Raw genomic sequence first — 24414 nt, forward strand, 5'->3', positions numbered from 1 at the left:
AATCAGATAACCAGTGGTTCAGCATCGGCAATTGATTGTTCTTTCAATCCTATTAAGGTTCGATTTTAATTAGAAGTACAGAAGCGGCATGTAAATCAGCAATGACTTTCAATCCTATTAAGGTTCGATTTTAATCAAATGGCCAGAACATCCAGGGAATGGATATAAAACTTTCAATCCTATTAAGGTTCGATTTTAATGATAATTTCACCTCAAAGGTGGTTGGCCCTGAAGTAGAACTTTCAATCCTATTAAGGTTCGATTTTAATGCAATATAAAAATCTGCTATGATATCAGTTTTCTCCCTACTTTCAATCCTATTAAGGTTCGATTTTAATCCGTTCCTAATATCCTTAATTTTACAATGTTTATAAGTATTTCTTTTTATCAAAAATGTAGAAATCGGATATTTGACATAAGGTATATAAAGGATTGACACAAATTAGATTATATTAGAAAATTCGTAGGATACTCCGAGCTTAATTCTCCTTACAAGTTTTTCGTCTCTCAAAATAAAAAACTGAATAGAGTCCTCAGACTCTATAATTTTATCTTTTAATTTATCCCTTAATATTCTAAGATTTGCCCATCCTATTTCGCCCAGAAATACAGAATTTTGAACACGTATTAAATAGAGAGCGCATATTTTTCTAATTGAATTTACCCGTTTTTCATTGATATCATATGTTAAAACAATCCACATTTAATCCCTCATAATGTATGGCTTATAAGTTTTATTTTCCATAATGTGCTTTTCAATTTTGTATAGTTCAATGCGGATTAAAAACCTATAAGAAACTTTCCTTCTTAAACTCGCCGAATACACCGTTTCCCTTAATTTATTTTCAAATTCTTCCAGGACCTTCTTTTTTCCATATTCATTTAAAAATATCCCATTATCATCGATAAAATCTGTTTTTTTCATTATTTTGAGGTTAATTAATTTTAAAATAACCCGGTCACAGAGTACTGGTCTGAATATTTCCGCAACATCCAGTGAAAGGCTACTTCTACGTTCTCCTGGCTCATGAAGGAAGCTTATCTCCGGAGATAAATGGGTACTAAATATTTGCGCCCCTACGATACCATAGAGAACAGAGTATAGATAACTCATCATAGAATTAATATAGTTCCTTGGCGGTTGCCTTGTTCTTGAATCTATTTTAAAATCATCCGGAAGTTTTGTATCGAGTAGTTCCAGATACTTTATGTGTATATTTCCCTCAACTCCCATCAATTCCTGAATAGTGCGAGAATTTTCTATTTCCTGTAATGGTAATTTTATCTGGCCTATTTTGAGTCTTTGAAGTAACCTTTTCATATTTTTTCCTGCTCCTAAAACGAATTTTTTTGCTAATTCTATTCTTAGTTCCGGATTGTTATAAAACTCAGCCTGGTGTGACAGGACAAAACCGCTTTGAAGAAAATTTTCAGGATATATACTTGATATATACCAACCATGCTGGGAATATAAGAATACCGGGATTTTTTTGTCCGATAATAATTTAAGTACGGGGGTAGTAAAGCTAATATTGCCAAATATTAAGATTTCATCTATAGTCTCTATTGGAATGTCTATATTTTGATTTTTGTTGGAGAATCTTACAGAATCGCCCAATTTAAACAATGATCCGGAATTTATTAAATAATATGTATCACCCATTTATATTACCCCCAGCAGAAAGAACTATAGCTACACCCGTGATTGCAATAATAATTCCTAATCGGGTCTGGAATTATTTCATTGCGTAGTTTTTCTAATTCTGTGTACACTGTATTTAGTTCGTTTATTGCATCCTCATCTAATTTTATTATCTTAATGTCTTTTGAACCAAGTGTGTGGATTTCGCCGTTTTCTACGGTATATCCTTTTGTTCTTAAAATGTTCATATAATGCAAAACCTGAAAAATGTCTCCTGGCAAAACTTTCTTTCCTCTTTTAAACTCGTGAACTATATAATTGTCATTAGGAGTAATTTCCAGATTATCTAGAACATTTCTACCGAGTTTTATATTTGTGAATCCGTACCTACGTTTTTTCTTGCTTAAGTAGTCGCCGTGTGCTACAAACTGATTTTTATCAATAATATAAAAATTTTTTAATGACATCCACGCCCTTCGCCTGCAGATAAAATAATAATTTATGTCCGTGCCTTTTATATTAAGTATGTCAACATTCAATCTTCCACCTCCATTGATAATCTCTCATAATCTGCTGTAGCCATAATAATATCTTTCAATGATTCTATAAACGATTGATATTCCGCTATATCAGAAGTGGTATCTCCGATGCACTGGCGCATTTTATCTATAATATATCCTCTAGCTTTATATGGTGAAACATCCCGGAATGGAACAGACTGGGAATAAAACGGAAGACCTGATACAGATACATTAAAATCATAATCAGGTCTATCATTAAATCCCTTCACCAGTATAACACCATTATTTTCATTTATGATAATTTTATTTTTTCTGGCCCATATATAGTCATATTGAAATTTTACTTTTTCCTCAATATCAAATCCCTCGACTTTTCTAGTATCAGGAATAAAACTTGTAATGGATGTGTAGTACTGTTCCCACCATGAAATAATTTTCTTTATTTCAGGGACTTCCCTTATGGCATTATAATACAATTTCGTATCACTTTGCATTTTTTTAATAAACTCAAGAGTGTTTCTCGTTCTATAATATTGGGAAAAGAATCCAGCACCATCCCTATCTTTATTTATATTGTCGTTTATAACTATTTGAAGCTTATAGGAAAAATATTGAGAAATAAGAGAAGCATATACCCCTATGTACCTTGCTGAATACTTTAAATTTTTTGGTGGAAGCTTCTTAGCTGCGAAATCAAATAAATCATCAATAGTATTTATTTTACCTATATCGTTAACGTTACCTATAGGATTTTTAAAAATAATATACAGATTGCTGCTATCAGTGGAATTTCTTCCTATCCTGCCCACTCTTTGAATAAAATTTTTGATGTCAATGCCAGGTTCTATCACATAATTATTAAAATACCGTGGCGGATTAACTCCCTGTTCTATTATGTTTGAACCTATAATTATCCTCAATTTCCTGTTTTTGAATATTTCTTTGTATAAAAGATACCCCGAATCGTGATAAGCACTTATCATACCTATTTCGTCTTTATTTATTGAAGAAGCGGCCAAAACATTGTATATACTCTGGATGTTTCTAATTGAATCAGCTATTATGAACCAGTAGCCATTTTTTAGTAACCCGATCCTGTCCTTAATAAAATCTGTGATATTATAAATTGCTGGAATAGTTACATTCAATTGGCCCTGTAAAATACTATTGTCAGGAGATTTCTTATATTCACGCTCCGCGCTTATTTCCAGCACATTTTTTTCATCAAACAGCAATCCTACCAAATTTTTAAAATAGTTCGGAATAGTGGCACTTGAGAACATAATTTTTATATTATTATTAATAAGCTTTAAAATTGCTAGAATTATATTGATCTGATCCCTTGAATAAACGTGAACCTCATCTACAATAATTAACCGCAAGCCATCCTTTAGTAAATCTGTCAATGAATCGTTGAGTTTGTAATATTTGTACTTATTTAATATTAGGTAATAAAAAAATTCTGGATTAGAAATGCATATTTTGCTTCCCGATAGGAGTTCTTCAATCACCTTGTCTTTGGTTATATCCTGAAAACCTTCTTTTTTATGTTTATCTAGTAGCTGGTTTACTGATTTTGCATTTAATAATGAAACTCCTATCGGCACATTATTAAAATCCTGATATACGTCTTCAGATAGAAGATTATTAGGCAGCAGGATCATAATAAACCCATCCACCACCATATTTTTAAAACCGAATGTTTTACCAGAACCGGTGGGAGCAGATAATAACGCTACCCTCTTTTTATTTGAATAATCAGCGAATTCTTTCATTCTTTCCTGAAATGGATGTAAAGTACCACTGGATGATAAATATGATTCATTGATAGAGAAAATTATGTCAATGGTAGACATCTAAAATTTCCTCCATTGAATAATAACCCATAAGAAAATACTGTAAAATTAAATGCGATACATATTCATTTTTATTTATTTTTAACGTCTTGCCAAGAATATTTTGTATTGTATATGCATTTATAACACCCTTAAAGTTTTTATCGCATTTATCTACTTTCAATATACCAGTTTTGTTGTTTCCAACTCTAATAAGTTCAGGCAATTTGGAGGAATCGAAATGTTTCTCATCATATACCAGGAAAGAATAAAATATATTTCCGGGTTTTAATGGCTGGACGAAAAAGAAATTTTTGTACATCAATTGACCTGTCTTAAAGTTTGGGTGTACATTGGAACCATTGTAATCCGCCCCCTGCATGGTATTCCTTATCATATTTTTCATATATATGGTATTATCTCCCGTCCCAAATGCCAGTTTCGCAGGTACTCCTACAGTTAACCAGAATTGGAAATCCAGCAACTCTTCATATGTGGGTTTGCTCTTCCCTGGTTCAGGAAGTTTAAAGAGTCCCATTTGCCTTAAAAATGCATATTTTAATGCAATATCACCAATAAAGTTGGAACTACGCATACCACCGGCTGCGGCGGAATAGAAATATTGAATTGGCGATAATGCAGTCATTTTAAGTGGCAATATTTTCATTTAATCACTTCCAGAATTCCTGCCAGTCATTTTCCATTTTGACATTAAGTGTCTCACAAAGAGCAATAAGAGATTCACTGCTGGATTTTATATCCCACGTATCCTTCAAAAAGGAAGTGAGTTCATCTCCTGCTAATATATTATCTTCACCGTAGGATTCTTTCATAGATTGCAATACATCATTTTCTGGATTATATTCAGAAGTCTCCCAATCCTTCGATAAAATTGAATAGGAAGAAATTGGCTTTTCTCCCTTCGAAAATCCAATTGAGATAATATGATTTGCCACGTTATCACCAAGAATTGCGGTTCGAGCACCGTATCGTGTAGTTCCAAGTATTGCGATTAGTTGTAATTGCAATAGTTCCAATGAACAATTTTCCAGGGAAATAAATCTGATAAATTTCACCCCTGGTTTTATATACGGTATACTATATATTGCGTTAGATTCAGTTTTTCCATTTGAATTATGTAGTATGGTTCCATCTTCTGATAATGTATTGTGGGTAAGTCTGGTAGAGATTTCTCCACTTGGTTCAAAGCTGTAAGCCCAATCGTAGAAACTTCTGGATGCTATTGAACCCATATTGTCCCCTGAACCTATTGATGAATCGCCAAATAACAAACTGGTAGGATTTTTTAATGGAGCCTTTGACTTATTCATATTTCTTGAGTACTCTGGCGGGATTATTCCATTAACCTTCCTTAATTCAGAAAGCAAATAGCTCCTTTCCGCAGCTCTCCATTTCTGGGCAGGTACTAGACATCTTTCATCACCGTATATATTTTCACTGGTAAGCTCCGTTGCCTCATTGTTTCTGGATATCAAAAATCCGGTAGTTTCAGAAACTATACCTATTTTAATATATATTCCATGGTTCTTTTTAAGATCCAAATTTTCTGTTTTAACAAGCAATCCTTTTTTTATTATTTCGTTCATTTTTCCATCCATTTTTCCATTCATTTTAATCACTCTTATTTCGTTTCATATCTGAGGCAAGTTCATACTCGATCTCAAAAGCATCTACAAGATAGCTTCTGGTAATACCAGCAGGGATTTTCCCCTTAAATTCCTCATTTATAAGAGAAAATAGCAGATCCGTAAACTGTAATATATTTTCACTGTGAGGTTTTAGATCAAGATCTGGTCTATCCCGTTTCAATAATCTTTCCAGGTTTTTAGACATATAACCGGAAACAAAATCTTTCAAGTCTGAGAGCTCATTAATTTTTGTTTCCGCTTTCATTTTCTCCATAACTTCCAGGCTATCTCTTACCATCCATCCTCTTTCGCTGCCACTGCTTTTACGAGGTAATCTACGCAATTCGGCTGCTGTTTCACCTAATTTTTCTATTTTTTCCATTTTATCACCTTTGTTTCCATAAACCAATTTTCTCATCAAGTCTATCTTATCTTTTCCAGATAATATATTATGATACCCATTAAAAAATTGGCCATGAACATAATAAGAAAGCGAGAAATTGTCCCTCAAATAATCCTTTATTATCACAGAGGCATTGTCATAATCAAATTTATTATTCTTTCTAGCTGCATTCAAAAAGAAATATATCTCCTTTTTAATCAGAGAAATATTATTACATCTAATTTTATTCCATCTCATACCATTCAATAGTGAACTTTCCAGTTCTACAAGTATAGTCTCATTCCAGGAGTTATAAAATATGTTGTTAGAAAAAGATAATAATGCATGCAACTTGGACCTCAATGCTATCTCAATAACATTTACGAGATATCTTAAAATATCACTATCTTTTTTAGGGTCGTTGAGATATATATAGTAGGTAGAATCAAAAAGAAAATTATCCAGTTTGGCATTCGCATCATCAAGCGTAAGTACAATGTTATTTACCTTTAAGTCTGATTCCACATTCGAAGATAACTTCAAGAACTTATCCATATTCATAAATGGTATAGCACCTGGAAATGACAGAAATAATATAGCCGATGAATATTTTGCCCCAACTTTAGGTGCCAGTACATGCCTGAGGGAAAATTCATATATTGTGTATGGATCGATTTTTCCATTTGATATCCCGGACGTTGGTAGTCTGTTATTAAACGAGTTTGTTCCTAATCCAAATAAATTTTCAATATGCGCGGCAGTCTTTGCCGGATAGCCGCTAATCATGGACATGGATATTTTATCTGGCACTGCAGGTAGGTTAATATTGTTTACATTGAGGATTATATTAATTATTTCCGATACTATTTCTTCGTTATTTTCACTTTTTGAACCTGCATTTATATCTGTTAAAATATCACTTTCAATATTGTCCCAGTTTATTTTATTATTTTCTTTACCGGCTAGTAGCAGTGGGATCAAAAATGCAGATTTAGATTTATTATTTTTCGGGAGAAAATTTTCCAGTATAGAAATATTGTCATCCAGAATATCATCCAGTTTGTTCCTTATCATGTATGCCTGTTCAGATTTAAGTGTTGTTTTGAGCTGGACATACCTGATATAAAATGCATGCAGGCGCTCCTGTATTTTACCGGATTCTTCCATATCTATCGAATTACTGTCATAGTATGTTTCAGCTTCAACGTATTCCCTCACACTTCTGGGAGTGCGCTTCTTGTTCTCCGGCATATCTTTGTGAAAATTTATTGAAAAAGACTCAAGATTAGCTATGTGGTCAGAGTATATTTCAGCGTTATGCCGCATTTCATCCCGTAATGGAATATTTTCGAGATGCAGTACCTGTTTAAATTTTGTGCCGTCGGCTACGAATTTTAAAAGTATTTCTTTATTAATTGAACCTATGTTGGAGCTGGATATATCTATTTTCCTATCTGTTAATGTTATTCCGTTTTCCAGGTGAGCCTTGATGCCAATTTCCCTTGTTAGTTCATTAGCTAGAATTTTAACATCCAACGAAATTGCAGTATCTCTCACATAGTATATCGAATTCAAAGTGCTCCATAAATAAAACCCGTTATTTTTTTCTATATTTTGTATTATTATTTTCTTCAAAAACGATGAAGTGGTTATAAATGTTGTATTTGTAATGTTGATTTTCTGAATTCTAGATTTTGGAATACATGGCGCATTGTTAAAATATATATCTTTTATATTATCGTTATTATCGGAAAATATGCTTGATAGAGTATCCGCCAATCTAGAAAAACTGCTCTCAAATTGAAGATTATGTTCCAGACTCACGTCAATAGAATTAGAAATATACTGTGTTCCTTTCTCAGTTGCGAACGCTATGAAATAAACATCATCTTTTGATAATTCCAATTCTGCCATTATAGAAGAGAACTTTTCCAATTGTGTATCAAGTTCTGATTTGTCTCGCATATATTTGTTTTCCTCATAATTAGATAACTTATTAAAATCATGGAAGAGATATCCAAAAATTGATCGTTTTAGCTTCTTGGTAATATTTTCTATCTCCTCTTCGGGATTTTTATTTAAGTATTTGTAGTCAAATACTTTGAGAGCCATTGCTGTACCGGAAAATATATGAATTAAATAGAACATATCGCTTTTATTGGCATAGGAGTCCTTTTCGTTCCCACCTTTTGCACATTTCATAAAATCAGGATCCATCCACAAAGGCGAAAATATTGAATTTGTAGCCCACTCCATAGCTTCAGTAAATAAACGATTCTGAAAATTGATTATATTCTCTACATTAATATTATTAGATTTCATTTTACAACCTCCCAGCAACCGAGCCCAAGTGATGTTTTTGAACCTAAACCTTTGTAATACAATAATTTTAGGATGTCTGGTTGAGCTGTAATTGTGCCCGATAAATTAAACCCGGTAGAAATACTTTCCTTTTTTCCATTACTGGATATTCTAATACTTTTCTTTCGGGGGGTTAAATCTGAGAAATTTACACTTGAGCTATTTATACCAAAAAATTTACTTAACTGATTTTCAATTACCAATTTTAGATTTGGAGCTACGTTTTGTTCATCGTTTACATAAATTTTTTTTCTAATATAATCTCTCACTAGAATCGGAGACAATGATTTAAATTTTAATTCGTCTGCATCCCCATTATAGGGCTTAATATCCTCTATACGAGATACTTCAAATACTGTGTCTTTTATTCTTATTTTATTGTCCTGCAGAATTCCTAGACGCAGGTAATCTATTAGTTTTTCATTTAATGTTCTGAATATTATATACCCTTTGTCGATATTAAGACCGTTATCAGCAAATAATTCTGATCTGGGAATAAATGGAGAAATTATATTACTAAATGTATATATTCCAATCTGTGAACTCCTATGCAGTGGAATGATATCTTCCTGAAAATTAAGGAGTTTTTTATATATAGAGATACCAATAAAATAATTATACTCGAATGGAATAATTTTACCATCTACCCGTTTAATATACAATTTTGTACTCTTCATAATAAAGTTAATATCCATTAATATATTAATCTTTGTATGCAACAAGACGAAAGAATTTCTTCGCTTAATCGTGAGATAAATTTAATAACATTTATTGGGTACCGGGAATATCTCGTACTCAATTTTATTAGAGACAACATTAAAGTAAACCCTTCAATCATATATATATTTTCATCCAAACTTCCAGTTTTACCCAGTGAACAGTCAAATGCACAGAATGAAATTATTCTGAAAAAATTAAAAGAATATGTGAAAATGAATGGTAAAGACGTACAAATTAAAGAAAATAGAACGGACAATTTATGGGATATTAAATATTATTATAGAACTCTCAAGCGTTTGCCTGCCGAATCTAATTACATAATCAATATCAGTTCCGGCCCTGGAGTGTATTCTGCCGCTGCAATGTTATGGGCTCTTGAATCTGATAACCAGATCTCTTATAGCGTAGAATCATGGCATAACAAAACCTTGCAATCAGCTATCTTTAGGAATTTAAATATGCAATCATTTTCATTTTTCAATTTTAAAACAGATAACATGGATAGATTAATTATCACAGCATTAGAACTTGGTCATAACACAACAATTGACATTAAAGAGTATTTATCGAAACAAAAAGGATATAAAACAACATTGAGAAATATCCAAGTTCATATACGTGAACTCTGTAATTCAGGTGTTCTTATAACAGATGGAAATAAACCGTCTACTATTTCTTTTTCAAATGAGTTTTCCAAATTGGGATATTCGTCTTCCGATTTCCGAAAATAATGTATTAAATATTAATTATAAAACCATACTTTTTAACTAATATATGCGAAATAATGAAAAACATTAAGATATTAAGTTTGTCAATAATGCATAGGATTCAGTTAACCCAACTCACATAATTTATAGCTTTTCTACATAATAATATGACTGCGGTGGCCTGTTTTTTAATTTTTTATCCTTTAATTTTTTTGCCATGCTAATTTCTATAGCATATCCGGTACTACAATTTTCAAAATATTTGAAAAAGCTTTCTTCAGATATACCTGCATATTCTTTATATTCAGACCATAGCGTTTCTGGAGAATCTTCTATAATTTTACCTATTTTAAAAGACACTGTAATTCTCTGAACAGGGCTGGTAGAATAAATGTATGCGTGTTTAACATTTTTCTTGAATATCTTCCTTCTGAATTCATATTTTTTCTCTCCGATCAGTATTTTGTTAACATATTCCGGTTTAATTGAAAGTAAAACTTTCATCTATATCACCTATTTTTTTAATTTTTTCATATTTGACATCATCAATTTGAAGTATTGATTGTGGGGGCCCATTTAAAATGTTTTCCTTAAATAATCTTTCATATTTTACAGGATGTTTCAACTTAAAAATATGGTTAAACTTTATAATTAACCTTTTACCACTATCATCTTTTAATTCCTGTTCAGTGTAAACACTACGCTTGCCTATAATAGTGGAAATTTTTTGTGTGTCATTTTCACTGCGAATGATTTTTGCGATACCAAGATCAAAGATGGACGATTTTTTATGTGAAATATAAAATAAAAGAATATCTCCCGCATTTATTGATGAAATATTGGAATGACTAATGTATGCTTTTTCTATAGAATTTATAGAACTTAATGGATAACCCTGCAATATTTCCATCGGTGATTGGAATAATCTTTTGTAAAACGTCCATTTAATTGGTATTATAAATTTATTAACCTTCGGTCCATCATAAAATGATGGAAAATACTTCATATTAAACTTCACAAAATCAGTAATCTGGTTATTGTTTGCTCTCTCCGGCCTCAATGATTTGATAAATATGTGTTCACCCCCATCATTTAAACCGGCACCTGTAAATCCATATTCTTTAATTAAGTACACTAAAGAATCGTTTTCATCTACAAAATGCGTAAGGTACATACAGTTAACATTCTCTTTTATGCATTCTTCGACAGCAATTCTAATCAAAGCTTCTCCGAATTTATAACCATTCATAGTAACTATAAATGTTGAAATCTTTAATCGTCTCCTTTTCGGAATATTATTCTTTTGCAGTTTTATTTCCTCGTTCTCTAATTTATATATCATTAAAGCGGCAATATTATGATTGGCATCATAAAATACAGAACATGGTCTCTTTTCCATTTGCCTCCTCATGAACCATTCAGTAAATTCAGGATAATTAGCTTTTAATGTATCAAATATTCTATCATTTATATCTAAATCAGCCACACTTGGTGACTTTAAACTAAAATTGTTATCACTATCCAGTTGTGGCAATAAATAATTATAAGCTTCCAGCAAAGTCAAAATATTATCTTTTAGTTCTGTATTTGTAAAATTGAATACCATATCTTGATTATTGCTTATTATATAGTTTACGCTGTGTTCTTTGAAAAGTGTTATTAATTGGCTATATTCTCCACCATTTTCTGACCTTATAATATTATAATTTTCATCCAGTGAATTGCCATTTATGTCCAGTAATTCAAAGTCCAATTTTTTGAGCGAATTGAATAATTTTGTATATTCTCTATCTGTTAAACTTTCACAGTCAATAATTACCTTCATCCTGGTGCCTCACAAAAATTAAAAACAATTGGGCATAGTGTGAAAATCACAGAGTGTCTGTTTGACATAATAAATATATTAATCAACAATATTTAATTCTATTGCTGTATTAATCCTAGATTTAGGGAATTCTATCCTATATTTGTATTTATTGGGATTATAAACTTTTAATTATTATCCGTCCTAATATAGCAACATGCGATTTTTATAGAAACATAATGTTCCAGGAAGAATGAAAAAAATGTCCGCTTTCTTTATTTATTAATAACAGATATATTAGTTGGAGGTGAAAAAATGGGTGATAAGAAATCTAATGACCAGAGGTCAAATGTCTATAACCCAACAAGTTCAGACAATAAGGCCGCAGGCGACAATAAGTCAAATCAGATGAACCCTAACAACTCTGCTTACCGCAAATCAAGAGGGAAATAGGCATACAGAGCATTGGTAAAATTTATAATATTTTTTCATTTTTATATTGGTATAATATATTGAATTTAATTATCAATACCGCCTAAATAATAAGGGAGCATAAAGGAAAAATGTTGTTAATCAACAAAAAATGAATCATTTAACCAGATAGGGTTAAAATATAAATAGTATATAAATAAAATGAGTTAAAATTAGAATTAAGAATGCATAAAATAGAAATACATAAGAATAGTTAATATAAATTTGTATATACATGGTGATATGATGGAAAAACTTACAGAATATGATGAAATTACAACAGAATGTTATGTAAAAAATAGGAAAAATGGTATATTTAAATTGAGGGCGTTTTGTATGGAAAATTCGCGTCCCGTCGTAATATCCGTTCCTGAACACTATAATTTTGTAATGGAGGTTAATAATGAATAACGAATCGAAAAGAGAGGAGCCCAGGGATATTATTACTTTCGGGATTAATAGGACAGCTATTCTGTATAACAAGGAACTGCTCAGTGATCCCATAAAATACGATTTCCAGTATCAATCGGACCATTTACTTTTCCAGAGAAGAAGAAAATACTAAAATTTGTATAGAATATCCACATTATTAAGACTGAAGATCAATATAAAAATTTAGTAAAAAAAGAACTTAATATTGGAAATAATTTGAAGGTGGGTTAGCATAACTATTATATTACACATAATTACTGAAAGTATAGTCGGATTACTTGGTATTGTAACAGGTATTGTAACGGCAGTGATGTCAGTTCATCTACAGAATAAGAGCAAGCATAAATTTGATCATCATTTAAAACATAAGCAAAATTTTGAAGTGTTAATAGATGCAATAAGAGAAGCATCTTTAAATGTTTATCCTTATATAAAAATAGGAAGTAAAGAAGAACCATTTGAATCATTTACAAGTCGAAATTACAGTGTGAATTGGAAATTTTGGGAAACTTACTCTATTTTCAGTTACACATCTGTAATAAATAAAGATGGAAAAGAATATGAAATTATTAGAGTAGACAAACTACTATATAATGATATTAAGAATCACTGGCCAGAATTTTATGAGAACTTAAATAAGTGGAATGAAAAAATCAAAGTTGTAGGAGTGGAATCAACCGAAATAACTAACGCAATCATTGAAAATATATACAAACAACTTGACGAATCGAATATAAAGGCCATAAACTCACCTACAGAATATATAGACAAAAATCAAAAATCTTTACAACGTCATGCATTAGCTGTTTACAATTTTGTAATGAACACCAACATAAATGAATGGCCCAACCTTTACTCAAATATTGGGAGTTCGGAAATAACAGAACCGGTAAAAAAAATTGCGGAGAATGTAAAGCGGGAAAAGAGTGCTGAGTTAAAAAAATTTTATGGTAATGTTAAACCGTTTTTAGATACAGCTGAGGGCCTTATAAACGACTTAAAAAAATTAATCTATGACGAAAGCATTAAAAATAATTGTGAGTATATCAAATAGTTGTATAAAATTCTTGGACAGTGTACATTATTTTCTGTAAATGTAATTTAAATACATTATTATTATCACCTCCTAAGCTAGTTCTGTAGACTATTATCTCTTATTTTTCCTTATTATATATTTTATTCTTTCTCATTTAACTTAATTTCAGGCTGATATTCTGTTATTATATTTTTTGAGGGTATATATTTATAATGTTTACTGGACAATCTAAATTTTATCTTATACTTTTCAAACTTTCTCCGATAGAATAAAACTACATAGACCCAGAGAAAGGTAATCATCCAAATTCCAAAATAGGCGATAAAAAAATATTCCAAAAAATTGTTCCCTTGAGCCAGAAGATAAGAAATAGGTGCGGATAGTACAGCTCCTGTCACTAATGCCATAACTGTTCTTTTCCTTGTGGCGTCATTCATAAAATATATAGCGTTGGATTTTATTTAAATATTCTTATACTTACAGACTTCCAACATGTCTTACCAGTTAATTTTCTAGGAAATCGTTGTAGTTTTAAATATCAATAAAGTTAAATTTTTCCCTTACGTACCATGGGCAATATTTTATCACTATTGATAAACCAGTCTAAAAATACAAATATTTATATATAAATAGATTAAATTCTCATGGCAAAAGACGATTCAACCATTAATAATGAGCTGTTAGCAAGGCGTGATCGAATACCGTGAAATGCATGAAGCAGTATAATAAAGGAGACAATTCTAAATCATGATTCGCAGCTGATAGGGAAATACCATGAAGGAACATAGTAAAGGCGCGTACTGACAGGATTTATAATGCTGTGTTCTGCACCAGCGCATGGTGCAATTTTTTAATATGGGTCGATTCTAGAAGAGTTTCCTCCACCCCGTAATAAGAGAATATTTATAAACTATAGTATACTATAACTAACATATAGGGGATATGCAATGGAAGATGAAATAACTACTATACAATTAAAGAAGTCTGTGGTGAATGCTCTTAAAGAAATCAAGAAGTACCCGCGCGAGACATACAATGAAATCATTCTAGACCTAATAAACGATGCCAGAGAGACTCACGAACTTAATACATTTGTCCAGAAAGCCCAGGAATCAAAGATGAAAGAGCTATGGGAAGAAGGAGATTACAGCGGTTGGGAACATGCCTGAATCGGGAGATGTAATACTCACAAGGGTAAAATTTGCAGATGGTTCTGGCTCTAAAATCAGGCCGGCTCTTGTTCTATTCGAAGAATTTGGCAATGTAGTTATTGCGGGTATTACTACAAACTTACGAATGAAAGGAATCTATCTCTCTACCAGTGAAGGTGTTCCTCAAGATAGTGTAATAAAATTGAACTATATTTTTACCATAACAAATGATGCCATCCTTAAAACTGTGTTTCATCTTAGCAAAGAGAAAAGGCAGCTAGTTTTGAAGGGGCTAAGGGAGAAATTGGATACGTTGGATTTGTAGGCTAGACTAATTTGTAATATCTTCGTTGACTTATAAAATTTACCAACTATAATTAAGTGCATTACCTATTGTACAAATACCATCAGGAGATATAGTGTTCAGGCGCAAGAGCTAAAATTGTAACATATTTCAAAAATAATTCTATGGAACTGGGAAGGATATATTTGAACGTTATCAGATTTCGCCAGGCATAGCGAAAAGGGCAATGTCAATTCCTTTAAGGATATATTTCTAACTATTGATAGTTCTACATTAAAAACAAATGATTTAATGTATCAATTCCTTTAAGGATATATTTCTAACGATACCCTAATGGGTGTATTGGACGGTTCGCAGATGTATCAATTCCTTTAAGGATATATTTCTAACTTTTGTAAATCATACAAATATACCGGATATAACAACGTATCAATTCCTTTAAGGATATATTTCTAACAAAATATAAGAAGAAACTTCAACCCTACTAATAAAGTATCAATTCCTTTAAGGATATATTTCTAACTCTTTGGTAATTTCCAGTTCAGTGTTGCCGGTTATTTGTATCAATTCCTTTAAGGATATATTTCTAACTGGTGTTTGAAGAATATATTTCTAACTGGTGTTTGAAGAATATATATGGATAGGGAACATTGGTATCAATTCCTTTAAGGATATATTTCTAACTAACGCAGGAGTTTACGGGCTTACTGTGGATGTATTGTATCAATTCCTTTAAGGATATATTTCTAACCAGGTTCAATATCGCAAGCAAGCAATCCCGATATAGCGTATCAATTCCTTTAAGGATATATTTCTAACACATAAAGAGTTAATAAAAGAATATTGTATAAAAGAGTATCAATTCCTTTAAGGATATATTTCTAACTATGTCGGCACTTCTGTTCTTAGTATCAATATTAATGTATCAATTCCTTTAAGGATATATTTCTAACCTATATTTTCGCATGTATTCCCGTTTTTTCATTTTAGTATCAATTCCTTTAAGGATATATTTCTAACTGAAGCAAGAAAATGAAAATCTGTTTGGGAAATCAAGTATCAATTCCTTTAAGGATATATTTCTAACAACATGATTTAACATGCCTTAAAACTCAAAATAAGGTATCAATTCCTTTAAGGATATATTTCTAACAATATGGCTTTCTCCCTTGGTCCTTGCCTGGAAGCGTATCAATTCCTTTAAGGATATATTTCTAACAATTATACAGAACGGGACAACAAACGGGGGTACTTCGTATCAATTCCTTTAAGGATATATTTCTAACCGTTTAGCGGATTGGCGGAAAATCGCTAAGTGGTGGGTATCAATTCCTTTAAGGATATATTTCTAACCTTTTCACTTTCTTAATTGGGGGATTTTCCGGGTATGTATCAATTCCTTTAAGGATATATTTCTAACCCATTGCGAGGCTTAGAATAGGGTTATTAGGCATTGTGTATCAATTCCTTTAAGGATATATTTCTAACAACCGGGAGGTGCGATCGATTTGCCAATATCCATAAGTATCAATTCCTTTAAGGATATATTTCTAACTCCCTGTTCCACCACCGGGAAGGGTAGGATTAATTGTGTATCAATTCCTTTAAGGATATATTTCTAACTTGATAGAATTCCCCGTGAGAAACTCATAAGCTCCTAGTATCAATTCCTTTAAGGATATATTTCTAACAAAGCTGAAGGAGGGATTGCCTCTTCGGTGTACGGGTATCAATTCCTTTAAGGATATATTTCTAACTATAAGCGCTAAATCATCATCGCATAAATGGTATTTTGTATCAATTCCTTTAAGGATATATTTCTAACCATACCTTTAACTTGCATTGCGTCTAAAACACTTTTGTATCAATTCCTTTAAGGATATATTTCTAACCTACCAGTGCCACCGGTAAGAGATGATTTGAATGTAAGTATCAATTCCTTTAAGGATATATTTCTAACAAAATGATGAGAAGTAATATATCAAATGGAAATGTAAGTATCAATTCCTTTAAGGATATATTTCTAACAATACGATCGCAAATTACCAGGGCGATATAATCCCGTATCAATTCCTTTAAGGATATATTTCTAACCTGGTTGAAAGATAATGGTGCATCCTTTTTCTACATAGGTATCAATTCCTTTAAGGATATATTTCTAACTGAGTTATTGCCTGGGATGCATCCTCCCGAATCATTCGTATCAATTCCTTTAAGGATATATTTCTAACTCGATTGGCACATAAACAACCCTTTCTTTCTGGCCTTGTATCAATTCCTTTAAGGATATATTTCTAACAAGAGAATTTAGAAGTTATATTTAAGTATATTTTTATTTAAAATATAGATTTTAAATAGCGTTAAATACAATAAAAAATTCATTTAAATACTAACAATATATAATCTCACATGATGTTATTTTAATCCCTTTTCTAAATATGTATCTATATTGGCATCAATATAGATTAAACATTCTAAATTAGTCTCATCCAAATTATCACTATAATGTTATAATAAGTTTATTTATAGATGTTTCGTTATTAAATTAAGTTGACCGTAAGTTCCCACCTCTTAACGCATGAGACACCCAAATAGTATTTACTTCATTTTTTCTATCGTATAATTCACCTTCATTCAATTCCCTTCCAAATATAAATTGCATCGTTACCGATACTGTATCGGTACCGATAATTTAAATTTTTTACAAATAATGTTTGGTTTTTCTAATTGGTGAACAGCATCTTTTTATTATAATTTTAGAGGACGCATACAGGAAATATCTATCAGACGGTACAGTCTAGAAAAGAAGAAAACCAAATTTAATGTTTGAGTATATTATTTAAGTGATCTGGCCAGTTTGTTTTCAGGATCTAACTCCAGTAACCTATTAACATATAAATCAACATCCTCTTTATTATTAATTTTCTGACAACTTTTAATTACTATTTCTAAACAGTTGATAAGATCTGCGGTGCCACAGTTTCCACGTTCACATCGTTCCGGGATTTCATCCAAATCGTATGTCAACAATTCACCCATAACTTCTGATGCTTCTTTGTATTTCCCTAAATTGTAATAAAGGTTACAAATTCTTATCACAGGATCAAGCCTCTGCTGATCTATCTCTTTTGCGGAAGTATATATATTAATTGCATCCTCTATTTTCCCTAATTTTTCCAGGCATACAGCTTTATCAAAAAGAACGTATGCTACCACTTCTGCTTTTGCAGCATAAATAGGGGTGGAACGTTTCTGTTCCGGCCTATAGCGAAGCAATTTAAGAGCGGTATCATATTCTTCAATTGCTTCATTGTATTTTTTGCGATCGTTGCTAGCTGCCCTCTCGACTATAGTATTACCTTTGCTATTATGGTATAGGGGATTTTTAGGATAAAGAGATATTAACGTATCATATTCTATTATAGCATAATCGTACTCATACATGGCACGAAGGAAAAGAGCTTTATCTTCATGATATTTAGGGTTTTTAGGGTCAAAAGATATTGCTTTGTCAAATTCTTTAATGGCTTCATTGTGTTGCCCATTAGAAAATAAAATTTGAGCTTTTACAGAATAAGCACCTGAATTTCTAGGGCCAAGAGATATTGCTTTGTCAATTGTTTTAATGGCTTCACTGGCTTTTCCTGTTTTGTCTAGAGCTACACCTTTACCAACATAATAATCAGGATTTTTAGGATTGATCGATATTGCCTTGTCATATTCTTCAATTGCTTCATTATATTGTTCATTACCAGCTAAGGAAATCGCTTTCGTGTAATGATAATCAGGGTTATCCGGATCAAGAGATATTGCTTTATTAATTTCTATAAGTGCATTATTGTATGCATTAACATCATTCAGTTGAACAGCTTTATGATAAGAGATTTCAGCTTCTACATACTTCATTTCCTTAACTCCAGAATAAGTAAAATATATATGGTTATAAATATTTCTATTGTTCCGAACTTTACTCATATGGAATCATTTACTAATCCAAAAACCTTAATTTTAGCTGTTTTTTTATATTATGACTTTGAATTGCATTTAGTATTGCTGTTTTCCCTTAATAATTATATTTTATATTGCTTATATTTTCAATAATGTTGTTCATATTTGAAAATAGGATATAAAAAATTAATAATGGAAATTGTATCGGCTTGTAATACAGTTATTTTCAAATAAAAAGAACGGAATACCTGGTAACAAGAAGAAATTCCAGGAATATTTAGATAATACAGATAGGGGGAAGTATATATCATCTACAGACAAATGGGAAACTTGAGAGACTTAACTATGCCATTAAAAGGATAAGGCAATATTTCTCCACATTTTGGATATCACACATCCGTAGCTGTTCCGGCATTTATCTATACAATGCATTTTCAATTCCGTTTAAATCCATAGCTATAATGTTTTTTTCCAGTATATCAGAATTGAAATCAAAACCTGACTTAGAAAATACAGCATAAGTAACTTTACTATTATTATATTTATTTAAAAGCCACTTTGATTTCCTTATCAATTCCTCTATAATTTTATAACTTACTTTTTTATTTGTCCATTTACATTCAGCAAATAATATTTCATTTCTTGTATCGGAATATGCAACAATATCTATCTCTTCAACATTTTTGCCAGTGTTATTTCCAACTTTGCCCCACCATCGAGAAACAGTGGTGAAGGTTCTCCCGAGAATGCCGTCCATGATTAATTCCCTCATTAAATATTCAAACTGTTCTCCTCCGAATTGGGAAAAATCATTTTCTATTTTTCTTGCAACTTCAGAATAATTTGAATTTTCTATTCCTGTCCTGTTAGGCAAAATATACCTGAACCAGAATTTGAGATAATTATCATTAATATAATATAATCTCTTCCTGAACTTTTCAGTTTCACCAAAAGGTATCTCATAGGATATTAATTCCAGGGACAGCAAAATATCTATATATTTCGAAACCATACTTTTATCCATATTTGTATATGAGTTGATTTCACCCACAGTTCTATAACCGCCGGCAATAGATCTCAGGATTAGCATATAATTCCTGGTCTCCCTTAATTCTGTTCTCAAAAGAAATTCGGCTTCATTATACAGTGTTGAATTTTTATTTATTATATTATGTAATATATTTTCATCAAAAGTTAATTTATTATCCATTTTTAATAGATATTCCGGTATACCGCCAAGAATAAAATAGATTTTACATAGATCTGTAAAATTGTAATTTATAAATTCTTTTACGTATCTGAATTTTAAAGGCTTTAATTTTATCTGGCCACTTCTTCTACCATACAGGGGTGATTTATATGACAGTACATTATTCTCCATCATTGTTATTGAAGATCCTGAGAGGATTAACATAATATTCATGTCCTTTAATAGCAGATCATATATTTTCTGGAATACTGAAGGAATTGATTTATTCCCTTCGATTAAATATGGAAATTCATCGATCCCAATTATTAATTTCTTATTTGATACATAGTCTTTGAAGGAAATGTTATTTATCAGCATATAAAAGAATGAATAGAAATCCTTGTATACGCCGTTATTGATACTTTCATCATTCAAGAAATTTGATATGACTTTCTGAAAATCTTTTATATTTTGAATATCGCCTTCATCGGTAGAAAGGAAATATATGCCGTTCTTGCCTATGAACTGATTTATTAATTCTGTTTTGCCTACTCTTCTCCTGCCGTATATAATAAAAAGTGCACTGCCATCTCTAGAGTAATCATAACCCAGCATTTCCAGTTCCTCTTTACGATCAATAAATTTCTGTTGAGACATAAGTATAATACTTTATACTCAACTTAAATATAATTTTTCCTATCATGTAAAATTGTGTATACTTTCTTAATAATATTCAACGGATATTTGATTGAGCCGTCAAAATTTATCCATCTAGATTTCCCTATTAAATAGTGAGACAAAATTGATGGTATTTGCACAAAATTATGTACATAATCAAGGTTTAGTTTTATTTTTAAAACTTTTATTTATAAATCGTCTACTTTCATTACATTTATTCCTAATTTTTTAGCTTTTGAATTTATTTCTTTATCATCTGTTAATAAGGGTAAATTCAAATTTTTGCTATAAAATACATAGGATGAATCATAAAACGTTAAACCTGTAGAGAATGAAATATGCATTATTCCAGAAATATGTTCTGGTTGTATTCTTATAACATTTATACCTGAAATTAATTTCTCTATATTGTTTATTAGTTCTGTAATTTCTGTTTTATTTAGATTTTTTATATGATTATCATTACCTTTAACAAAAACACTGCCAAGTTCATAAAAGGTTAGGTCTAGAATAAATGATTTGTGCATAATCTCAAGTACTATATTCTTCGAATCGATAAAGAATAAGTTAAATAACGAACTTGTGTCAACAACGAAAGTATAATCAATATTTCCTTTCATCCCTATCCCTCCTTAAATCTTCAAGCAATTGTTTTTTATCAACATTTTTTAATATTTCCTGTATCTTTGACAGGCTTTCTAGCCTTTCTATATTTTCCCTTTTTTCAATCTCTTTTTTTAATAATTCTCTCAGAACCTTTGATATGTTGATATTTAACTTCTTTGCCTCTGATAATGTATCTTCATCTATTCTTATACTTACCATCTTTGACATATGATGTAGTATCACTAAAATTGTATATATAATTTTGTATATAAAATCTTTTGATGAGTGTACCTACATATGTATATTTTTACGCTTTTATTTATTTTACCATCGATTTTGGAGTCATGGGAAATCACACCTATATTTCACTATCTCGGGTTTACATTTTTAATTTTAAATTTATGATACAATGCCTATAAAATTGTGATGAATTATGCAACACACTGCTGTATATGGATTATCTTTTATCCCGTTGTTTATTATTATATCATTGCCATTTTCAAAAAGCCGTAGAGTCTTTATCTGTCATTTCAGTATTCCTGGATGGTTTAATGTGCTTTGCTAGTACCGATGCAATATTACTGCTGGTTATGCCCTTAAGAAGATGATATATACGAACATCGAAATAGATTCAGATTATATCGGACAATACTGAAATTACAGCAATTCATATACACTATCTGATTTTTATTGTTTAATTAATTATCTTCCCTGGTATTTTAATAATGAAGCATTGAATTATCCAGATTCATATAACATTATATTTTAATATACTTAAATTTGGCCCATATATGGTTCAATTTTTAATGAAAATGAACCACATACATTAAATCTTTATAATATTCATTTGTATGGAATAGTTATTTGACTAAAGTTTGCATTAATTAGACTATAACTATTATATTTGAATTATTTCACAATTCCAGCACACCCATATCTAAATAATAAAAATGTTTATATTCGTATCTTCATTGAAGTAATATATGAAATATACTGTAGTTCTTGAAAAAGATGAAAACGGTATATATGTTGCCACAGTTCCGGCATTACCTGGATGTATATCTGAAGGGAAAACAATAGAAGAAGCTTTGATAAATATTAAAGATGCCATTCAGGGTTATATAGAAGGTCTTATAGCTGATAAAGAGTGGATACCAAAAGATATTGAATTAATTGAAAAAGTTGAGGTTAATGCCTGAACTGCCTTCAATTTCTGGGTAGGATGTTGTTAAATCTTAAATAAAATAAGGTTTGGGTATAAACGGAACACGGTAGTTATCTCATTTTAAAAGGCAATCCGATGGAAAAAAACTTACTATTCCAGATCATAAAAAACTGGCTACAGGTACATTAAGAGCAATAATCAGGGAAGCTGGACTAACAATTGAAGAATTCTTTAAGTTAAATAAATAGAATTATTCCGATGATAATCATATATTATTAGATAAATAATTTTATGACCTTCTGATATTGTTAAAAAAATTTTTTCGACCAATAGAACCAAATCATGGTACGTTTTCATACAAATTATCTTTATATAATATTACATAAATATATTTATAATATTCCAATAATTATAACAATAATTTTGATATTTTGTTTTTTATACTCACTTGTCGTATTTCTGAAATGTAGCCTTTTAATATCTTTTTATTTGCTTTTTTCTTGATATCATTAAATAGTATACTATATTAATTTTACTTTTTACATATAAATATTCATAACTTCTATAGCTTACGCTATTGATATTCAAAAATACGTATTTTCTTTAATTATTTTTTAATTTATATTATTCAGAGGATCTTCAAAATCCTTATTATTCTTCAATACGGAGTATATGATATTCAGTAATTTGTTGGAACACGCAATTAATAGCTTATTTCCTTTCATGCCATCATTCTTCTTCCTTGTGTAATATCTTTTAATTACTGGATTAAATCTAATAGCAGATACAGTTGATAAATACAGTGCATACCTTATTAACGGGTTTCCCCTTTTTGATATTTTTGATGTAATATTATAATCCCCAGATTGTTTAACCACTGGATCCATACCTGAATAGGCCCTTAGCTTTATAATAGAATCAAACCTGTTTATGTCTCCTATAGATGACAATATTATAGAACCTGTTATAGTCCCTATTCCTGGAATTGTCTTTATTTTGGAATCCATACTATTATACTCATCTTCTATGATATTTTTTGTTTTCATTAACTGCTTGTTCAATAATTCCAGTGTTTCAATGTTTATATCTATGTCGTATTTGACTGCATTATTAGTATTGCTGTTTATTAAGATATTTCTTATTTCACTGTGTTTACTGTCACTGATATATTTTATTTTATAATTATTTTCAATGATTTGATCTATGTTGCTTATTATTTCCATGAAATATTTGGAATTAACATTGGCCACCGCGGTTAATCCGGGGTATAATAGATCCATATCTACTATTAACTGGTTCTTTGCCATTGTTATTTTCCTGTTTATTCTTATGTATGTGTATACGTATTCCTTAAGATTTGTGTAAGTATTCTCAGTATTTTTATCCATGGTAATTATATTGTTTTTACGTATGATAATATATTTTGCTATTGCTTCTGCATCTATTTTATCTGTCTTATTCTTCCTTATCCTTGAACTCTTCAATAATTTTGTCTCCAGAGAGTTTAATATTATTGCACTGCGACTGTTTTCTATTAAATAATTGTATAAATTCACATGGTATATACTTGTTGATTCCATTCCTATTTTTATATTTCTATAATTCTTTATTATCTTTAGAAATTCACTGAAGCCATAGTTATTGTTTATCAGTATTCCCCTTTTTATTAAATTCATTTCACTGTTTATAATGCAATAATCAAACTTCTTTTTAGCTATATCTATTCCAACATATATCATATAACCTCCAGACCAGTTCACACTCTCCCTTTCCATATTCCAACAGCCTTGCTTATTATCGGTGCATTTGCACA

General features: G+C 30.7%; 24 protein-coding genes, 2 pseudogenes and 2 CRISPR repeat arrays (1 of these 28 running past the window's edge). Of the genes and pseudogenes, 10 read left to right on the top strand and 16 right to left on the bottom strand.

Annotation, left to right across the window (positions count from 1 at the left end):
- Nucleotides 1-338: direct repeats of the CRISPR family, unit length 30 nt; unit sequence CTTTCAATCCTATTAAGGTTCGATTTTAAT (it extends 8593 nt beyond the left edge of the window).
- Between the two features lie 104 nt (nucleotides 339-442).
- The 8 genes from cas2 to cas6 are packed head-to-tail and all read right to left on the bottom strand — an operon-like array spanning nucleotide 443 to nucleotide 9067.
- Entirely contained in the window at nucleotides 443-703 is a 261-nt protein-coding gene (gene cas2, locus fad_RS04640) for a CRISPR-associated endonuclease Cas2 (RefSeq protein ID WP_081142203.1), read from the bottom strand.
- Nucleotides 704-1663 (bottom strand): type I-B CRISPR-associated endonuclease Cas1b, encoded by a 960-nt coding sequence (cas1b, locus tag fad_RS04645; protein WP_081142205.1) that lies wholly within the window; start codon nucleotides 1661-1663, stop codon nucleotides 704-706.
- Nucleotides 1664-1668: 5 nt separating this feature from the next.
- The gene (locus fad_RS04650; protein ID WP_155951122.1) at nucleotides 1669-2181 is read right to left on the bottom strand and encodes a Dna2/Cas4 domain-containing protein; all 513 of its coding nucleotides are present in this window, start codon (nucleotides 2179-2181) and stop codon (nucleotides 1669-1671) included.
- On the bottom strand, nucleotides 2178-4019 hold the full coding sequence (locus fad_RS04655; RefSeq protein ID WP_081142209.1) for a DEAD/DEAH box helicase: 1842 nt from the start codon (nucleotides 4017-4019) through the stop codon (nucleotides 2178-2180). Before fad_RS04655 ends, fad_RS04650 begins: the two co-directional genes overlap by 4 nt.
- Complete coding sequence (gene cas5d, locus fad_RS04660) at nucleotides 4006-4665, bottom strand: type I-D CRISPR-associated protein Cas5/Csc1 (RefSeq protein WP_081142210.1); 660 nt, start codon at nucleotides 4663-4665, stop codon at nucleotides 4006-4008. The genes fad_RS04655 and cas5d overlap by 14 nt, the downstream gene beginning before the upstream one ends.
- Before the next feature lie 4 nt (nucleotides 4666-4669).
- A complete protein-coding gene (gene cas7d, locus fad_RS04665) occupies nucleotides 4670-5629 on the bottom strand; it encodes a type I-D CRISPR-associated protein Cas7/Csc2 (RefSeq protein ID WP_081142212.1) in 960 nt (319 codons plus the stop codon).
- A 1-nt stretch (nucleotide 5630) separates the two neighbouring features.
- On the bottom strand, nucleotides 5631-8351 hold the full coding sequence (locus fad_RS04670; protein WP_155951123.1) for a hypothetical protein: 2721 nt from the start codon (nucleotides 8349-8351) through the stop codon (nucleotides 5631-5633).
- On the bottom strand, nucleotides 8348-9067 hold the full coding sequence (gene cas6, locus fad_RS04675; RefSeq protein WP_196795571.1) for a CRISPR-associated endoribonuclease Cas6: 720 nt from the start codon (nucleotides 9065-9067) through the stop codon (nucleotides 8348-8350). The genes fad_RS04670 and cas6 overlap by 4 nt, the downstream gene beginning before the upstream one ends.
- Before the next feature lie 36 nt (nucleotides 9068-9103).
- On the opposite strand from cas6, the gene fad_RS04680 reads away from it, so the two are divergent.
- Nucleotides 9104-9841, top strand: a complete 738-nt coding sequence (locus fad_RS04680; protein WP_081142218.1) for a hypothetical protein — start codon at nucleotides 9104-9106, stop codon at nucleotides 9839-9841.
- 120 nt (nucleotides 9842-9961) lie between these two features.
- Here fad_RS04680 and fad_RS04685 read toward each other — a convergent pair whose 3' ends face one another.
- Nucleotides 9962-10321 (bottom strand): hypothetical protein, encoded by a 360-nt coding sequence (locus fad_RS04685; RefSeq protein ID WP_081142220.1) that lies wholly within the window; start codon nucleotides 10319-10321, stop codon nucleotides 9962-9964.
- Entirely contained in the window at nucleotides 10299-11642 is a 1344-nt protein-coding gene (locus tag fad_RS04690) for a hypothetical protein (protein WP_081142222.1), read from the bottom strand. The genes fad_RS04685 and fad_RS04690 overlap by 23 nt, the downstream gene beginning before the upstream one ends.
- Before the next feature lie 294 nt (nucleotides 11643-11936).
- On the opposite strand from fad_RS04690, the gene fad_RS09395 reads away from it, so the two are divergent.
- From fad_RS09395 to fad_RS04695, 4 genes are all read left to right on the top strand, one after another.
- Nucleotides 11937-12074, top strand: coding sequence for a hypothetical protein (locus tag fad_RS09395; RefSeq protein WP_196795572.1), 138 nt, complete (start codon nucleotides 11937-11939; stop codon nucleotides 12072-12074).
- Nucleotides 12075-12335: 261 nt separating this feature from the next.
- Nucleotides 12336-12503: a hypothetical protein gene (locus fad_RS09275; protein WP_155951124.1), complete on the top strand. Its 168-nt coding sequence runs from the start codon at nucleotides 12336-12338 to the stop codon at nucleotides 12501-12503.
- The gene (locus fad_RS09280) at nucleotides 12496-12657 is read left to right on the top strand and encodes a hypothetical protein (protein ID WP_155951125.1); all 162 of its coding nucleotides are present in this window, start codon (nucleotides 12496-12498) and stop codon (nucleotides 12655-12657) included. The genes fad_RS09275 and fad_RS09280 overlap by 8 nt, the downstream gene beginning before the upstream one ends.
- Nucleotides 12658-12906: 249 nt before the next feature.
- Nucleotides 12907-13578, top strand: a complete 672-nt coding sequence (locus tag fad_RS04695) for a hypothetical protein (protein ID WP_155951126.1) — start codon at nucleotides 12907-12909, stop codon at nucleotides 13576-13578.
- A 122-nt stretch (nucleotides 13579-13700) separates the two neighbouring features.
- Here the strand turns inward: fad_RS04695 and fad_RS04700 are convergent, their stop codons facing one another.
- Nucleotides 13701-13997 carry a hypothetical protein gene (locus fad_RS04700; RefSeq protein ID WP_081142226.1) on the bottom strand — a complete coding sequence of 99 codons (297 nt, stop codon included), beginning with the start codon at nucleotides 13995-13997 and terminating at the stop codon, nucleotides 13701-13703.
- 510 nt (nucleotides 13998-14507) lie between these two features.
- Here fad_RS04700 and fad_RS04705 point away from each other — a divergent pair.
- Complete coding sequence (locus tag fad_RS04705) at nucleotides 14508-14729, top strand: hypothetical protein (protein WP_081142228.1); 222 nt, start codon at nucleotides 14508-14510, stop codon at nucleotides 14727-14729.
- On the top strand, nucleotides 14722-15036 hold the full coding sequence (locus tag fad_RS04710) for a type II toxin-antitoxin system PemK/MazF family toxin (protein WP_081142230.1): 315 nt from the start codon (nucleotides 14722-14724) through the stop codon (nucleotides 15034-15036). The genes fad_RS04705 and fad_RS04710 overlap by 8 nt, the downstream gene beginning before the upstream one ends.
- 205 nt (nucleotides 15037-15241) lie before the next feature.
- A CRISPR array of direct repeats spans nucleotides 15242-17314; the repeat unit is 31 nt; unit sequence GTATCAATTCCTTTAAGGATATATTTCTAAC.
- 536 nt (nucleotides 17315-17850) lie between these two features.
- On the opposite strand, the gene fad_RS04715 is transcribed toward fad_RS04710, so the two are convergent.
- A complete protein-coding gene (locus fad_RS04715; protein WP_196795573.1) occupies nucleotides 17851-18921 on the bottom strand; it encodes a tetratricopeptide repeat protein in 1071 nt (356 codons plus the stop codon).
- Between the two features lie 259 nt (nucleotides 18922-19180).
- Here fad_RS04715 and fad_RS09285 point away from each other — a divergent pair.
- Nucleotides 19181-19346: pseudogene (locus fad_RS09285) on the top strand (IS481 family transposase); the annotation flags it as partial.
- A gap of 32 nt (nucleotides 19347-19378) precedes the next feature.
- On the opposite strand, the gene fad_RS04720 reads toward fad_RS09285, so the two are convergent.
- The 3 genes from fad_RS04720 to fad_RS04730 all read right to left on the bottom strand — a co-directional run bounded on the left by fad_RS04720 (nucleotide 19379) and on the right by fad_RS04730 (nucleotide 21664).
- Nucleotides 19379-20809, bottom strand: a complete 1431-nt coding sequence (locus fad_RS04720; protein ID WP_081142234.1) for an ATP-binding protein — start codon at nucleotides 20807-20809, stop codon at nucleotides 19379-19381.
- A gap of 209 nt (nucleotides 20810-21018) precedes the next feature.
- The gene (locus fad_RS04725) at nucleotides 21019-21450 is read right to left on the bottom strand and encodes a type II toxin-antitoxin system VapC family toxin (RefSeq protein ID WP_081142236.1); all 432 of its coding nucleotides are present in this window, start codon (nucleotides 21448-21450) and stop codon (nucleotides 21019-21021) included.
- On the bottom strand, nucleotides 21434-21664 hold the full coding sequence (locus fad_RS04730; RefSeq protein WP_081142238.1) for a type II toxin-antitoxin system CcdA family antitoxin: 231 nt from the start codon (nucleotides 21662-21664) through the stop codon (nucleotides 21434-21436). The genes fad_RS04725 and fad_RS04730 overlap by 17 nt, the downstream gene beginning before the upstream one ends.
- Nucleotides 21665-22419: 755 nt before the next feature.
- Between fad_RS04730 and fad_RS04735 the strand changes: the two genes are divergently transcribed.
- Nucleotides 22420-22635 carry a type II toxin-antitoxin system HicB family antitoxin gene (locus tag fad_RS04735; RefSeq protein ID WP_081142240.1) on the top strand — a complete coding sequence of 72 codons (216 nt, stop codon included), beginning with the start codon at nucleotides 22420-22422 and terminating at the stop codon, nucleotides 22633-22635.
- A gap of 94 nt (nucleotides 22636-22729) precedes the next feature.
- Nucleotides 22730-22849 (top strand): annotated as a pseudogene (locus fad_RS09575) (type II toxin-antitoxin system HicA family toxin); the annotation flags it as partial.
- A gap of 366 nt (nucleotides 22850-23215) precedes the next feature.
- On the opposite strand, the gene fad_RS04740 reads toward fad_RS09575, so the two are convergent.
- A complete protein-coding gene (locus tag fad_RS04740) occupies nucleotides 23216-24376 on the bottom strand; it encodes an IS110 family RNA-guided transposase (RefSeq protein WP_009886504.1) in 1161 nt (386 codons plus the stop codon).
- Nucleotides 24377-24414 lie beyond the last annotated feature (38 nt).

The organism is Ferroplasma acidiphilum, from assembly GCF_002078355.1.
Taxonomy (GTDB): Archaea; Thermoplasmatota; Thermoplasmata; order Thermoplasmatales; family Thermoplasmataceae; genus Ferroplasma; species Ferroplasma acidiphilum.